At 29.7% G+C, this 15798-nt stretch carries 14 protein-coding genes and 1 pseudogene; all 15 read right to left on the bottom strand.

The features are described from left to right. Positions 1 to 596: 596 nt before the first annotated feature. Complete coding sequence (locus CLVI_RS17995; protein ID WP_278320525.1) at positions 597 to 728, bottom strand: hypothetical protein; 132 nt, start codon at positions 726 to 728, stop codon at positions 597 to 599. A gap of 2 nt (positions 729 to 730) precedes the next feature. Then, the gene (locus CLVI_RS11490; protein ID WP_278320526.1) at positions 731 to 1045 is read right to left on the bottom strand and encodes a cation efflux transmembrane domain-containing protein; all 315 of its coding nucleotides are present in this window, start codon (positions 1043 to 1045) and stop codon (positions 731 to 733) included. Between the two features lie 162 nt (positions 1046 to 1207). Further along, positions 1208 to 2101: a PHP domain-containing protein gene (locus tag CLVI_RS11485; protein WP_106060272.1), complete on the bottom strand. Its 894-nt coding sequence runs from the start codon at positions 2099 to 2101 to the stop codon at positions 1208 to 1210. Positions 2102 to 2119: 18 nt separating this feature from the next. After that, entirely contained in the window at positions 2120 to 2389 is a 270-nt protein-coding gene (locus CLVI_RS11480) for a hypothetical protein (protein ID WP_146127329.1), read from the bottom strand. A 41-nt stretch (positions 2390 to 2430) separates the two neighbouring features. Next, the gene (locus CLVI_RS17495) at positions 2431 to 2586 is read right to left on the bottom strand and encodes a hypothetical protein (protein ID WP_170065653.1); all 156 of its coding nucleotides are present in this window, start codon (positions 2584 to 2586) and stop codon (positions 2431 to 2433) included. A gap of 59 nt (positions 2587 to 2645) precedes the next feature. Continuing rightward, positions 2646 to 3656: an ROK family protein gene (locus CLVI_RS11475; protein WP_106060270.1), complete on the bottom strand. Its 1011-nt coding sequence runs from the start codon at positions 3654 to 3656 to the stop codon at positions 2646 to 2648. Between the two features lie 146 nt (positions 3657 to 3802). Next, entirely contained in the window at positions 3803 to 5179 is a 1377-nt protein-coding gene (locus CLVI_RS11470) for a HAMP domain-containing sensor histidine kinase (protein WP_242980676.1), read from the bottom strand. A gap of 13 nt (positions 5180 to 5192) precedes the next feature. Beyond that, positions 5193 to 5891, bottom strand: coding sequence for a response regulator transcription factor (locus CLVI_RS11465; protein WP_106060269.1), 699 nt, complete (start codon positions 5889 to 5891; stop codon positions 5193 to 5195). 14 nt (positions 5892 to 5905) lie between these two features. Next, positions 5906 to 7273 (bottom strand): urease accessory protein UreH domain-containing protein, encoded by a 1368-nt coding sequence (locus CLVI_RS11460; protein ID WP_106060268.1) that lies wholly within the window; start codon positions 7271 to 7273, stop codon positions 5906 to 5908. Positions 7274 to 7304: 31 nt separating this feature from the next. Next, positions 7305 to 7886 carry a DUF2318 domain-containing protein gene (locus CLVI_RS11455; protein WP_106060267.1) on the bottom strand — a complete coding sequence of 194 codons (582 nt, stop codon included), beginning with the start codon at positions 7884 to 7886 and terminating at the stop codon, positions 7305 to 7307. A gap of 216 nt (positions 7887 to 8102) precedes the next feature. Further along, entirely contained in the window at positions 8103 to 9575 is a 1473-nt protein-coding gene (locus CLVI_RS11450; RefSeq protein ID WP_106060266.1) for a glycoside hydrolase family 32 protein, read from the bottom strand. Between the two features lie 55 nt (positions 9576 to 9630). Beyond that, positions 9631 to 11085 (bottom strand): annotated as a pseudogene (locus CLVI_RS11445) (sucrose-specific PTS transporter subunit IIBC). A gap of 170 nt (positions 11086 to 11255) precedes the next feature. Beyond that, the gene (locus CLVI_RS11440) at positions 11256 to 12233 is read right to left on the bottom strand and encodes a LacI family DNA-binding transcriptional regulator (RefSeq protein ID WP_106060265.1); all 978 of its coding nucleotides are present in this window, start codon (positions 12231 to 12233) and stop codon (positions 11256 to 11258) included. A 188-nt stretch (positions 12234 to 12421) separates the two neighbouring features. Continuing rightward, the gene (gene treC, locus CLVI_RS11435; protein ID WP_106060264.1) at positions 12422 to 14086 is read right to left on the bottom strand and encodes an alpha,alpha-phosphotrehalase; all 1665 of its coding nucleotides are present in this window, start codon (positions 14084 to 14086) and stop codon (positions 12422 to 12424) included. Positions 14087 to 14110: 24 nt separating this feature from the next. Then, complete coding sequence (treP, locus tag CLVI_RS11430) at positions 14111 to 15520, bottom strand: PTS system trehalose-specific EIIBC component (RefSeq protein ID WP_106060263.1); 1410 nt, start codon at positions 15518 to 15520, stop codon at positions 14111 to 14113. Positions 15521 to 15798 lie beyond the last annotated feature (278 nt).

Here is a 15798-nt window from a genome sequence, read left to right as displayed (position 1 = left end):
AAACTCTCAATAAAAAGTTTAATCTACTCAAAAACTTACTCATAAAAAAGAATTGCTGGTTTTTAACTTAATTAATATCTGTTCAATTTTCAAAGACCAATTTGTTTGCCACCCTTAAGCGACTTCACTATCTTACCACTCTGTTTTCGACCTGTCAACAACCTTTTTGACATTTATTTTCTAGTATTTCTTGTTGTTTTCTGGGCCGTCTTAGCGACAAGACTTATATTAACACATATGATTTGTATAGCTTGTACTAGAGTCGTATTTAAACTAACTTAAGTACATAAAACATGTAAATTCGGACTTATTATCCATATTCCTCACATTGATACACTAGGAGTAGTTTTTGTATAAATATACATTATTATATCCAATTCCTAAGTCACGAGCAGTAAAACTGTAATAAAATAAAAATTTATCTAACTCCCCACCTCTATATTTGCGACCCTTTGAGAGAGCAAATGATAATATTAACATTAACAATTAAGAAATTAAACTCACTAAATATATATTCGATTAAGTTTTACTATTTGTAACTTTCATCAGTTGCATAATCTTTATCCACTTGAATTATTATCTGGTATCCTTGATACTCAATTCTTAATCTTTCCTCTATTTTTTTTCTTAAGTTTTTCATCATCTTCATTATCGAAATCAAATACTGCATCAAAAGACAAAACTTTCTTTTCTGTATCTACTAAAAATGCATGTATTTGTTGGTCCATAATTATGCAAGATAAACTCCTGAAATAGGCTTATGTTCTATAATTTCACCTTTAATAGATTGTACTAACTCCTTATCTGCACGCTCACCAAGAATACTTGATATTGTCTCTCTCATCATTTGAATCCCCGAGTATATGATAAACAAATCTATAAGAATTCCGACATATCCATCTATTGAAATCCCAGCAAATTTAAAGATAATTTCTGATATTAATGTTACAGCTGACATGATTACATCATATGATGCATCCGCACCAGAGGCTTTCAAAGACGGTAAATTTGTCTTTTTCCCACTTTCTTTGTATAAGAACCTAATACTAATTTAGTAGCAACAGCAAGTATAATAAATAAAATACTTAGTCCTGAAAAAAACTGTTGCTACTGGATTTAAAAAATAAACACACCCTTTCTCTTAAATATTAAATTATATCTAAGAGAAAGAGCGTGTATACATATTAAAACATGCTTATAATTTTCTTTATTTTTTCATATTTAATGATTTTTTTAATTCTGAAATAATTTCTTTTTCATTATTATCACATTCTGAACTTCCTATTGAAATACTAGGTTTAGTTTTGCCATGATAATCGCTACCGCTAGTTAATATTAATTTATTTTTTAATGAAAATTCTTTATAATACTGAACTTGCTCTTCCTTATGGTAACTACTATAAACCTCTATTCCTTTAATCCCACAAGAAATAATTGATTCCAATAGATCTCCGTTCTCATGAACATTATTACCAGGATGTGCTAATACAGCTATTCCACCCGTATCCTCAATAATTTTAACTGCCTCTTCTAAGCTTATAAAATTCACCTTCGCATAAGCTGGTTTGCCTTGTGCACAATAGTCCCAATAAAAATTAACATAAGGATTATCACTCCTTGAACCATTCTCATAATAAGGTTTCAATAAAGGATCTTTATGTTCTGTATCAAATTTCATTGCAGCTTCAGCAATCATTTCCCCATTCACTACACCGTTTTTAGATAAACCTTGGATAACTTTATCAGAAAAATTTATTCCTAATTGGCGAATTAAATCTATACGTTTTTTTGATGCACCTTGTTCTTGTTGTATAATATCTTCTTCAATTTTATTGAATATTTTATTCTCATAATCTATGCCGTAGCCTAACACATGTAAATTAACTCCATCAATAGTACAATCTAATTCAACTGCTGGAATTATTTCTATATTTTCATCCATGCAATACTCTACCGCCTCACTTATTGCCTTTGTACTATTATGATCAGCAATAGAAAAATATCTAATATTTTTCTTTAAACATAACTCTACTAATTCCTTAGGTTGAAATTCTCCATCATCACTATAAATTGAATGCATATGCAAATCTACATAACTCATATTAACCCTCCATCTTTATTATTTTTTTATAAATTCATTAAGTTTTTCAGAACCTATTAACATAATTACCATATAGCATAGTAAAAAGTATGGAAAGATTACTACGCTTGTCTTAGTCGCAATAAAACCTAAAATAGGTGGCAAAAACGCACTCCCCATATAAGCAAATCCCATTTGTAGTCCCATAACTGATTGTGATGAAGCCTTACCAAATCGGCTAGGTGTTTCATGAATCATACAAAGATAAATTGGTGCACATCCTAGACCTACCAGAATTAAACCAACCATTGAAAAATATATTGGTAAAGGCAATAATAAGCAACCAGCCCCTATAATGCAGATAATTTGTAAGCATCTGTTGCATATAACCCTTTATAATTAACTAAATAACTACTTCCCCATAACCCGGCTGTAGATTCAGTTGCACAATAGAATATAAAAGAAACCAAAGCTAATTTCACACCCGGTATTTTTAAAGGCCTCATACTCGGAGCTCTTTCTTTCTCTTTCTGTTCCTCTTTATCTTCTTTAACTATTCTATAAATTATTGCTTGTTTAAATATTCCAAAGTCATAGAACTTAAACCCTTTAAATAATATTTACTACTATTATTCTCCAGACGGATATGTGGCATATGTTTTTCTGGAATAATTTCACTAACTAAGCTACATATTTCCGCAAGTAATTTTTCTGTTAGTATCGTTCCTGTCATTACAATTGTTTCTGGATTAATAATGGCCGCCAAAGAACATATAGTTTTTGATATAATCTGAATACTTTCATTCCTATCATTTAATAACTCCTTCTGATCATTATATGTGCAGCCGAAGGGAAGATATGAAACTTCTCCTGCAAAGTTCGTATTTCCACGAACAATATGCCCATCCACAATAATTCCTGAGCCTGGCCAATTCTCTTTTAAAAAGGCGACTACTGCTATAGATGTTTCCTCCAGATATTCTTGTGCTTGATAAAATCCATAAGCAATTGAGTTCATATCATTTTCAATCAAGACATATTTCCCAAACTTATCTGTCAAACGTTCTGCTAAAGCACAATTAGCCAACTCTTCAATATCACAAATATCAACAACATTTTTTCTGGTTACAACACCAGGTATACCAATTCCTATTGCTTCAATATTCTTATATTGATGTATAAGCTCTTGGACAAGATTTTCTATCTCATCATAATCAATACGTTCTTTTACCATAGACTGTTCTTTTATAATATCTCCTAAAAGATTTACCACAGCATAGTTTAAAATATTTTCCTTGTTTTCATAGCTCATATAAATACAACATATATATGAGTAATTTTCATTAAACTTATAAACCTTTGCAGGTCTTCCCAAATTAGAATATTCACTTTCTACTTCTAAGATCTCCCCCCTAGAGGCTAGTTCATTTAAAATTGTATTGCAAGTTGCAGCGCTAAGTCCTGTAACTCTGGAAATAGTTGTTTTAGTTTCACTTGGTAATGACTTTAATGCCGCCTTAACTATTCCAACATTATAACTTTTAACCTGAGCTGTATTACTTATAGTTTGTTTCATGACTTATTCCTCTTTTCATTTTTATATCACTTATTATAAGTCTTATAATAATGCCTCTACTACCTGTTGTCAATCAATTTATAACTTTATTCCATCTAATTTTTTACATAAAAAAACATCGTACATTCATTCGAATAATACGATATTTATCTTGGTAATTTTATAGTGAAACAACTCTCCTTTCCTAAATCACTTGTCAATTCAATTTTTCCTTCATGAGCCATTATAATTGATTTAACAATTGCAAGTCCTATCCCGGAACCACCAGTCATTTTATTACGAGACTTATCTCCACGATAAAAGCGTTCAAATACAAAAGGTATATTCTCCTGTGAAATCCCCATACCACTATCTTTTATACTAATAGCTACAAATCCATCTATTTCCGATATCTTAATATTCACATTTCCACCTTCATTAGTATACTTAACTGCGTTAGATATAAGATTTATTAGTACCTGATTAATTCTATCTCCATCAGCAAAAATATTTGAACATCCTCCCTCAATAGATAAAAGAATACTCTTCTTTTTAATATCAACATCGAAATTACTAAGAGCTTTATTTATAATATCTAAAAGGTTTATTTCAGTCTTATTAAGCTTGAAGTTATCATTTTCTACTCTTGCAAGACTTTCAAGATCCTTTATCATTTTGCTTATTCTAACAATCTCATCATGACAGCTTTCAAGTCTGTAGATTTCAGGTTTCCAAATTCCTTCAATCATTGCTTCCATATGAGTTTGTAGCGTAGTTAGAGGAGTCCTAAACTCATGGGCAATATCCGCAGTAAGTTGTTTTCTTAACTTCTCTTGTTTCTCTAAAGAAAAAGTTAAATTATTAATAGAAGATATCAGGTCTCCTACCTCTTTTGTATTTGTCTCTTCCTTAATTCTTACATTATAATATCCATCTGATATTTGTTTTGAAGTGTCTACTACATTGTTTATAGGGTCACTTAATCTTTTTGCCATTATAACTCCAACTACAACTGAAAATATAAGTGAAAATAAACCAACTCCAATTAAAATAGTATTAAGAGAACTTAAAAATTCAAAGTCATTCTCCTCTAAAAAAAATGGTCCATAATAATTAATTTCAACAGTCCCCACCTTTTTGCCATCATCTTTAATATCTAAAGTCTTAGAAGTAAATTCTCCATTCAAATTAGGATAATTTGTCATCATAGTATGAGTAACATTTTCCATAACTGCTAAACAGGTAACTTTATCTAACTTTTGTGCATCCCATACTACAGAATTTTGCAAATCATAGACCTTAATAATATTTTTGTCATAAAGGGCATCCATACCAATAATATGTACCTGATCTATATTCCATGAATTTTTTGTCTTATCATATTCTCTACTTATACTATCTACCATTTTTTCTTGAATTTTTTCCTGCTGTCTAGACATATAATCTTTAAATTGTCCTTGAATAAAGAAATTTGAAAGTATACTAATTAAAGCAACAGTGATTAAGACTACAAATAGTATCGACAAGGATAGTTTAGTTCTCAAACTGTGCTTAATCTTAATCACCTCCAAATTTATATCCTACACCATGAACAGTTAATAAATAAACTGATTCCTTAGGATTATCTTCAATCTTTTGTCTAATATTTTTAATATGACTATCTATTATCCTGTCATAACCTTCAAACCCATTACCTAAAGCTGATACTATTAATTCACTACGAGTAAAAACCTTATTAGGATATTTTATTAAAGTAGCTAATATTTTGAATTCATTAGCTGTAAGATTTACTTCTAAGTTTTTCTTTTTTACTACATGACTTTGGAAATCAATAACTAGATCATGATCCCTAAAGTATCCTATTTCGTATAGTGGCTTAATATAATCCTCAGATCTTCTTAAAACAGCTTCAACCCTTGCATAAAGTTCTTTTAAGCTAAATGGTTTTGTCATATAATCATCAGCACCAATACCTAATCCCTTAATTTTATCCTCTTCATCAATCTTTGCTGTTAACATTATAATAGGTATCCGTGATTTTTTTCGTATTATGCTACAAATCTCTTCGCCCGACATATCTGGTAGCATTAAATCTAATATAATTAAGGATATATTTTCTTTCTCAAAAATATTAAAGGCATCCTTAGCATTTTCAGCAATAAAAACAATAAAGTCTTTGCTTTCAAGGAGTGCTTTAATCACTTCTATTATCTTTATTTCATCATCAACAATTAAGACTTTTTTCTCATCATCCATATCAATTACTCCTTTTATTCAACCTTAATGTCATCTACTACACTAATATTACTCCTTATCATTCCCATCCAACAACTAAAAGTAAATCTTCCACTTTCTAAAGGAGTAAATTCAATAATATTATCTCCAGCTGCAAGCTTTTTCTCAATATTAAACTCTTGAATTATAATTTTATTATTACAGCCATTTATATCTTTAGCTTCAGCTTTTATTATCCATTTTACAGGTATCCCCTTCTCAACTACAATTGGCTTATATTCACCTGATAAAAGCTGTGTAGTCACGGTTTGAATGCCATCACTAATTATAGATACAGAAGCATTTCCTCCCGTTATAGAGGTAGAAGTCACACTAATCCCTGATAAAGCCATGCCATTATTAAACATAATAAATCCAAGAAATGCTACTAAAACTGCACTTACTGAAATCATTTTACTTCTAAATCTCTTACTTAATATAGAACTTAAAGCTCCTAATCCAAACATTAAAGGAACTGTCCCTATACTAAAGAAAAACATTGATATAGCTCCCCTTATTGGATCTGCTGTAGAAAGCGCATAAAGTTGCATTGCTTGAAGCGGTCCACAGGGCATTAGTCCATTTAGTAGACCTACATATAATGAACTATTGTTTTTATTATCTTTATTTATCCGGTCCGTGATTACTCTAGGGATTCTAATATTAAATTTTCTAAGCCAAGGGAAAATATTAAGCATATTTATTCCCATACTAATCATAGCTAAACCAGTTACAATTGCAATTATCCCTTGAGCCTTTCCTGAAAAACTAATAACTGACCCCACTGCTCCTACAGCACCTCCAATAAATGTATAAGAGATTACCCGACCTAGGTTATACATTATACTAGATCTAAACTTAGTAAATTTACTTGTTTTAGAATCCTCTACTAACTTCAGCGGCATACTCTGAGATAAATTAATCCCTCCGCACATTGCAATACAATGAACTGAGGTTAATATCCCTATAATAAACAACATGAAATATCCCATGCCGTCTCCTGCTTCAGGAAAATAATTAAATATAGCAAACCCTCCAAAATGATTAATAATTATATATATTGAAATTATAATTATTATAACTCCTAGAAGCTCATGAATATTTAACTTCTTATTATCCTCATCTCTCTTAGAATTATTGCCTTTACCTACTACCTTATAATCAGCCTCTTCAATAATTTTCTTAATCTCAGTAAAACTAATAATATTTTTAAAATAGGTTATCTTAACTAATGATTGAGAATAGTTAGCATGGATACTCTTAATTCCATTTATATCTTTAAGACTATTTTCAATTCGCCCTTCACAGCCTGCGCAGGACATGCCATCTATTAAAAATATTTCTGTAATAGTTTCCTGTTTCATAAGAAATCCTCCCTATAAATATTATTTTTAGTTACAGTTTCCAATTTTCAAAGATAACTTTCGCTTCACTTAATGTTTGCTTTGGTATAGTAACTAAAGTATCAGTAACTACTTTATCCTCTGGCATTATTGGAACTGGATTACATCCACCCTTTGTTACCTGTATATCATCCATGGAAAATTTATTACCACAATTTTGACAAATTAAATTTTCTCCTTTTTGAACATAATATCCTCGTCCAGAAGAATAACAAACTTGGCATGTGTTAAAGGCTGTTCTTATAGTTCCATCAGGAGCTTTAACAGCTACAACTTCTAAATCTACACCTAGTTTATTATACGAATAGAAGGTTGCTGTCTGCGTTATATCAGAAGCATTAATAATAATGTCTCCATTATCATTTGTTTTTGCCTCAATACTTGTTTTGGCTTCTATACTAGCTTTTTCAACTTTCTCACTACTTTCTGTACTACTAGTTATATTACTTCTTTCTTCCTCTTTAGATTTTTCAGATTGGGGATAAAATACTGTAACAGCTGCAGCTATCGCTACTGAGACTACAATTACACTAAAAATAATATTTTTTTTACTTGAATTAACCTTTGATTTCATTATTGTGCTCTCCCTTTTAATTAATTTCATATTTTAATATTTTAATAATATCATCTTCCTATGTAGATTTTATGAAGATGATTTATTTTATTAAAAGTATATTAGTATTATTAAATTAATTACTTTACAAAAAAAACTGTAGTAGATTTGTATAAATACAAATCTACTACAGTCCCAAAAACAAATATTATACTAAGCATTTTTCATTTTTATTATCTAAATACTCCAAATACTAGCTTTTACTTTTGTATTACCATCAGTAAAGAAACTAATACTATTACTATCTTCTTTTGTAAATATTCTTGAAGTAAATACTTCTTCACCATCATTTACAAATATTTCAACTGATGAAGTATCTACAAACATCTGAATTTTTAATTTCTCACAATTCATCTTACACTTACGAATAACACCATATTCATCAGTACATGACTTTCCAGATTTACTACGATCTAAGACTAGTTTCTTTTCATTTAAATCATAATAAAATACTGTTTCTTCATCTTCACCTTTTCTAATTTTAACCCCTATATAATTTCCACTAAAATCATTAAAATCACAAATCATTTCATATGTTCTAAAGTTAAAATCATCTATTATCTTTTCTTCATTATTTAAGGCAAAGTTTACTTTTCTTTCAGTTTTCCTTAATTTTTCTAATTCTTTTACTGGAATTTGTAATATTCTATCACCCTTCAATTTAAGTTCTCTTGGAATAGTAAGACAATGAGCCCATCCATTTTCATCTGTTACACAATTAAGCCCCGGTAATCCAAACCAGCCTACTAATATTCTTCTTCCATTTTCATCTTCCATTGTTTGAGGTGCATAGAAATCAAATCCTCTATCTAATTCATAAAAGTCTTTATGATTAAATATTCCATTTTCAAAATCAATTTTATCTCCAACTAAATATCCGGATTGGAATATGTTTAAGTACTTATCTCCCTCAGGTTCAATGCCTTGTGGTGAAATCATTAATACTCCCTTATCTTCAATTTCATAATAATCTGGACATTCCCACATAAATCCACTGTGATTTCCTTTAAACTTTGTAGATATTTCACCTTTTAAATTCCATTCTAATACATCATCTGATTCATAATAAACTATTGTTCCTTGGTTACTTTGGGTTTCTGCTCCTATTAAGCAGTAGTACTTCTCTTTATTTTTTAATACCTTAGGATCTCTAAAATTATCTGTATATCCCTTTGGTGGTGCTTTTATTAGAGGTTTGTCCATCTTTTTTATTTCACCATTTTTATCCATTATAGCTAAACATTGATAAGGATTTCTAATCCAATTTTCATCTCTTGTATTTCCTGTATAAAATAAATGTAACTTATCATCTTTAACTAATCCCGTTCCAGAAAATACTCCATGGCTATCAAAATAACTATCTGGCTTTAGTCCAATGCCACAATCCTTCCAATTAACTAAATCCTTAGATGAAAGATGATACCAGTACTTTACTCCATGAACAGGTCCTAGTGGAAACCATTGATAAAATAAATGATATTCTCCATTAAAATAACTAAATCCATTAGGATCATTTAGTAATCCTGTTTTAGGTTGTATATGAAACTTCTGTCTATATGGACAATTATCAACTTTTTCTTTTAGTTCTTTTAAATTTTTTTCTGATTCATCCTCTATTCTTCGGTACCTTTCTTCTCTACTCCATTCCATAATTGTGTCTCGTTGTTAAAATTAGTATTATATATCTTGCTATATTAAAAAATTACTAAGCTATTTTATTAATTTTATCTTTTTTCCCCATTACTTTTGATAATAATATAGTTGCTACAAATGTTACTGTAAATGATATTGCTAATGCTACCATATACTGGACCATCGATTGAGGTCTTATTACTATTACTCCTGGTAATCCAGCAGGTCCTTGTGAAAGTGATAATACGTGCATAAATGTAGCATAAGCTGATCCAACTGCTGATCCTATTAATGCTCCTATAAACGGATATCTTAATTTCAAATTAACTCCAAATACAGCTGGCTCTGTAATCCCGAGTAATGCTGATATTCCTGAAGCTGAAGCTATAGCCTTCATCTTTGCATCCTTTCTCATTATTACAAATACTGCCAAAGCTGCTGCTCCTTAGGCTACATTAGAAGCTGCAACAACTGCGAATGTAGGTGAACCACCTAAAGTACCAATATTTGCAAGAATTTGTGTTTCAGCTGTTACAAGACTGTTATGCATGCCTGTTATAACTAATAATGGGTAAACAACTCCATAAATTGCTCCACCTATAGGACCTAACCCAAAAAACAACCACATAACTCCTGCTGTCATCCAATCCCCAACAGTTCTCATAACAGGTCCTATAACTGCAAATGTTAACATTGCTGTAACTAAAACTGATATTAATGGTGTTATTATATTATCAAGCATAGGAGTTACAACCTTACGTAACTTACATTCTAATTTTGCTAATACAAATGATGACACTATTACTGGTAATACTGTGCCTTGGTATCCAACTTTAGCAATATCAAGTCCTAATATATTCCAGTAAGTAACTGTTCCATCTATTAAAGCTTTACCATAACCATATCCATTTAATAAATCTGGATGAATCATAATCGCTCCTATAACTGCTCCTAATACTGGTGTTCCACCAAATATCTTAGTAGCAGAGAAACCTATTAATACTGGTAAAAATACAAATGCTGCATTAGAAAATAAATTCAACATGTCCGCTACATTAGTAAATTGTGGATAAGCTTCTATTAATGACATTCCACTAATAAATAGTCCTTTAGCAGTTAATACATTATTTAATCCCATTAATAATCCTGCTGAAATCAATGCTGGTAATATTGGAACAAATACATCTGCTAATGTTTTTAAAAATCTTTGAAGAATATTTAATTTACCTGTTGCAACTTTCTTTAGTTCGTCCTTACTAACTTCAGATATAGAAGCCAGTTCAGCAAATTCTTTATATACTTCATCAACAATGCCTGTCCCTAAAATAATTTGAAATTGACCACCATTATTAAAACTTCCTTTTACTAAATCAGTTTCTTCTACCTTTTTTACATCAATTTTTTTATCATCTTGAACTACTATTCTTAATCTAGTTGCACAATGGGCTGCACTGGTTACGTTTTCTTTACCACCAACAGCTTCTAATATTTCTCTAGCTACTTTATTGAAATCTTTTCTATTACCCATAATTATTCCTCCTAAAATTAAACTTGAAACGTTTCAATTTCTATATTCTTATAATAATATATCTATTTTAATTAGTCAACACTTAATTTATACGTTTTCAAGGAATATTTTTACTATTCGGAAACGCCCTCCATAATTTCCCACAATTTAGCAGTAGCTGAATAATTATTTTATTTAGTGGTATATCCCTTCACAAACTTTACTGGAAGTATTATTTCTTTTTGTATTTCTTTTTTATCTATTAACTTAATAAGATATTCTACTGCTTCTTTAGCTATCATATCTACGGGTTGCCTTATAGTTGAGATCTTTATATTATCTTTAGCACATGATCTGCTTCCATCATATCCTATTACTTGTACATCATTAGGTACTTCTATATTTAATTTCTCCAATTTTTCAATAACCTGAAAAGCATAATCATCAGTTATAGTAAATATCCCATCTATTTTTTTTATACATTTAAAATTTTCACTCAAAAAATCATTTAATATACTACTGAAATTCTTTGTTTTTCCTAATTCATCACATAATTTATACGAAATATTATTTTCTTCACAATAACTTATAAATCCTTGTTTTCTTTTTCTTGTAGCATTATCTATTTTTGATCCAGATCCTATAAAAGCAAGGTTTTCGCAACCACTTTTTACCAATTCATAAGCTGCTATTTTTCCACCATTAAAATTATCGCTACTTACATATGTAATATTATCCGAGAAATATCTATCAATACTAATAATTGGAATATTTGATGATATATATTTATCTATATCACTATATGTTATTGCAATAATTCCATCTACTTTATTTTGTTTTGCCATTGTAATATATTGCACTTCATTTTCATAGTTATCTTCTGTATTACAAAGTATCATCTTCATTTCATATTTTCTTAGGCTTTTCTCTATATTATAAGCCATTTCGCTAAAAAACGGATGCCATATACTTGGAATTATCAATGCAATTGTATTAGTTTTATTTAATTTAAAGCCTCTTGCATAGATATTTGGTTCATATTTTAATTCTTTTATAGCCTCTTCTATTAAAAATTTTGTTTTAGGTTTTACTTCCATATTATTAATAAAATTTGATACACTTCCTACAGATACACCTGCTCTTTTCGCAACATCTTTTATTGTAGCCATTTATATATCTCCTTATAACCTTTTTTCTGAAATTATATATTATTAAATATATATCTTCTAATAACTATACTACATTTCACAAGTAATCTCCTATCTTTAATTTTCTTCTAATTCCACCTTACTGGATTTATTATAATTACAAATGAAAAGTAGCCACTTAATTGATTAAGTAGCTACTTTTCAATATATTAATTTTCTATATAATACACTATTGATTCAAATGGTCTTAAAGTTAAATCTTTATCTAAAATACTACTATCCTTATAATTTGATATTAATATTTTACTTTTTAGTTTATTCTTTAAATATTCATTTGGTAACTCTACTTTAATTTCATCCTCAAAGAAGTTATTTATTACAACTAAAGTTATATTATCTAAAGATCTTACATAAGCGAATACTCTTTCATGATCTTCAAGAATAAACTTTATTTTTCCATTTGAAATTATATCCTGATCTTTTCTTAATTTTATTAGTTTTTGATAATGATAAAAAATAGAATCCTTATCAGCTAATGCCTTTTCAGCATTTATTCTTTTATATTCATTACTAATAGGTATCCATGGTGTTCCTTTAGTAAATCCAGCATTCTTTTTATCACTCCACTGTACTGGTGTTCTAGAATTATCTCTAGATTTCCTTCTTAAAACCTCTAATATTTCCTCTTCTGCTTTGCCTTCACTCTTGGAGATATTATAATAATTTATAGATTCCACATCTCTATATTGTTCTATTGAATCAAAATATGGATTAGTCATTCCAAATTCTTCTCCTTGATACACATATGGAGTTCCTCTCATCATATGAATTGTTGTTGCTAGCATTTTAGCACTTTCTTTTAAGTATTTTTTATCATTCCCAAATCTAGAAACCACTCTAGGTTGATCATGATTGCACCAAAACAATGCATTCCATCCATTTGCATCTTGGATAGTTTCTTGCCAATTTTTAAAAATCTCTTTTAACTTTTTAAAATCAAACTTCATAATTGTCCATTTATCACCATTGTAATAATCTACTTTAAGATGATGGAAATTAAATACCATTGATAATTCTTTTTCTTCGGGATTAGAATATCTTATACAATTTTCTAGTGTGGTTGACGACATCTCCCCAACTGTTACAATGTCATCACAATTTCCATATGTGTTCTCATTTAGTTCTTTTAGATATTCATGAATCCTTGGCCCATCTGTATAGAACTTTCTACCATCCCCATCTAGGTCATTTTCATACTTTTCTGGTTTTGATATTAAATTTATAACATCAAATCTTAAACCCTTTACTCCTTTTTCTATCCAAAAATTCACTATATCATAAATTTCTTTTTTGACATCTTTATTCTCCCAATTTAAATCAGCTTGAGTTCTATCGAAAAGATGTAAATAATATTCATCAAACTTCTCTACATGCTCCCAAGCAGCTCCCCCAAATTTAGATTGCCAATTTGTAGGTGGCTCATTATTTTCTGATTCTTTAAATATATAAAAGTCCTTATATTTCTTTTCTCCATTTAAAGCTTTTTGGAACCACTTATGCTCAATTGATGTATGATTAAGAACCATATCTAGCATTACATATATATTTCTTGCTTTTGCTTCTTCAACTAACCTTTCAAAGTCTTCTAATGTTCCAAAGCTTGGGTCTATACTATAATAATCAGAAACATCATATCCATTATCTACTTGTGGTGAAGGATAAAAAGGAGTTAGCCATATATAATCTATCCCTAAATTTTTTAAATAATCTAATTTCTCTATTACTCCATTTAAATCTCCGATTCCATCATCATTTGTATCATAAAATGACTTAGGGTATATTTGATAAATAGTACTTTTCTTAAAATCCTTCATAATGTGTATCCTTTCAATTCTAACTTATTTAATTAATTTTTTTCTTCCTACTATTATTGTAAGAGTAATCGGTACAACTATAGCTACAACCATTGATATAGCGAATATCCCCATAAAGGTTGGTTTAATTGACAATATACCAGGGAGTCCTCCAACACCAATTGAATTTGCCATTACTCCGCTACCAACTGAGATTATTGCGGCGATTGCTGATCCTATCATTCCACAAATAAATGGGAATCCATGTTTTAAATTTACACCAAACATCGCTGGTTCAGTTACACCAAGATAAGCTGAAATACAAGCTGGTATATTTATTTGCTTAGCTTCTTCATTTTTTCTTTGTAAATATATCATTGCTAAAACAGCTGAACCCTGAGCAATATTAGATAATGCTATCATTGGCCAAAGAGATGTTCCTCCCATTTCAGCCATTAATTGAAGATCTATTGCATTGGTCATATGATGAAGTCCAGTAATAACTAATGGTGCATAAAAGAATCCAAAAATTGCTGCAAAAATCATTCCAAATGATGATGTTAATCCTCCATACACTACTGCTGAAACTGCTGAACCAATTGCCCAACCTATAGGTCCAAGTATAACATGTGCTATTATAACTGCTGGTACCAATGCAAAGAATGGTACAACTATCATTGATATTGTTGATGGGCATATCTTTTTCACTCCTCTTTCAAGGAATGCTAGTACAAATCCTGCCATTATTGCAGGTATAACTTGAGCTTGATATCCTATCATGTTTACCTGTGCAAATCCAAAATCCCAAAAAGGAATACTTTCAGCTCCTGCTACTGCATAAGCATTTAGAAGTTGTGGTGAAACTAATGTAATTCCGAGTACTATACCCAAAATTTGAGTTCCACCCATCTTCTTCATTATCGACCATGTTATTCCTACAGGTAAGAAGTGGAATATTGCTTCTCCAATTAGCCATAAGAAATCATTTGTTCCTTTCCAGAATTGAGACATCTCAACTAAAGCTTTAGTTCCATCTTCAAATAATTTCATATCTCCAATAACATTTCTAAATCCTAATATTAAACCTCCAACTATAATTGCGGGAATCAAAGGTGAAAAGATTTCTGATATATTTGCCATAAGTTTTTGCATAAAACTCATATTATTTTTTGCTGCACTTTTTACACTATCTTTACTTACCCCATCTATCCCTGAAATTTTTATAAATTCATTATAAAAATCTGCTACCTCAGTTCCAATAATAACCTGGAATTGGCCTGCTTGAGTAAAAGTACCTTTAACACTTTTTAATTTTTCAATTTCATCCTTATTAGCTTTACTTGTATCATTTAATACAAATCTCATTCTAGTAACACAATGTGTAATAGCGGATACGTTTTCACTTCCACCAACATACTTTAATAGTTCTTTAGCATCATTTTGATATTTCCCCATTAATAAAACCTCCCAAAATCGTTTTCAATTTCAGTTTAGTGCACTAAACTACGCATTTAATTGTTTATATTCATATCTTAATATATATTGAACATATAGTCAATAATATTATTAAAATTTCTTTAAACAAATTTCTTAATACAAGGTTCAATTCCTTTAGTATCAGCACTTATAGACTATAATACTTTCTAATAATATGTTTAAACATATTTTATTTAATTGAAAAATATGTTCATATACTAATCAATTTTAAATCTACACTTATACTTTGTTTCTCC

Origin of the sequence: Clostridium vincentii, from assembly GCF_002995745.1 — a bacterium.
GTDB classification, from domain to species: Bacteria; Bacillota; Clostridia; order Clostridiales; family Clostridiaceae; genus Clostridium; species Clostridium vincentii.
Note: the sequence above shows the minus strand (reverse complement) of the source record. Positions and strands in the feature narration are given on the sequence as shown.

What these genes read in the sequence shown, in the direction of transcription:
- CLVI_RS11475 (WP_106060270.1), bottom strand. Translation starts at nt 3,656, where the DNA reads ATGAAACAAACTATAAGTAATACAGCTCAGGTTAAAAGTTATAATGTT.
- CLVI_RS11485 (WP_106060272.1), bottom strand. Translation starts at nt 2,101, where the DNA reads ATGAGTTATGTAGATTTGCATATGCATTCAATTTATAGTGATGATGGA.
- CLVI_RS11455 (WP_106060267.1), bottom strand. Translation starts at nt 7,886, where the DNA reads ATGAAATCAAAGGTTAATTCAAGTAAAAAAAATATTATTTTTAGTGTA.
- CLVI_RS11460 (WP_106060268.1), bottom strand. Translation starts at nt 7,273, where the DNA reads ATGAAACAGGAAACTATTACAGAAATATTTTTAATAGATGGCATGTCC.
- CLVI_RS11480 (WP_146127329.1), bottom strand. Translation starts at nt 2,389, where the DNA reads ATGGTTGGTTTAATTCTGGTAGGTCTAGGATGTGCACCAATTTATCTT.
- CLVI_RS17495 (WP_170065653.1), bottom strand. Translation starts at nt 2,586, where the DNA reads ATGAGGCCTTTAAAAATACCGGGTGTGAAATTAGCTTTGGTTTCTTTT.
- CLVI_RS11465 (WP_106060269.1), bottom strand. Translation starts at nt 5,891, where the DNA reads ATGGATGATGAGAAAAAAGTCTTAATTGTTGATGATGAAATAAAGATA.
- treP (WP_106060263.1), bottom strand. Translation starts at nt 15,520, where the DNA reads ATGGGGAAATATCAAAATGATGCTAAAGAACTATTAAAGTATGTTGGT.
- CLVI_RS11450 (WP_106060266.1), bottom strand. Translation starts at nt 9,575, where the DNA reads ATGGAATGGAGTAGAGAAGAAAGGTACCGAAGAATAGAGGATGAATCA.
- CLVI_RS11440 (WP_106060265.1), bottom strand. Translation starts at nt 12,233, where the DNA reads ATGGCTACAATAAAAGATGTTGCGAAAAGAGCAGGTGTATCTGTAGGA.
- CLVI_RS17995 (WP_278320525.1), bottom strand. Translation starts at nt 728, where the DNA reads ATGGACCAACAAATACATGCATTTTTAGTAGATACAGAAAAGAAAGTT.
- treC (WP_106060264.1), bottom strand. Translation starts at nt 14,086, where the DNA reads ATGAAGGATTTTAAGAAAAGTACTATTTATCAAATATACCCTAAGTCA.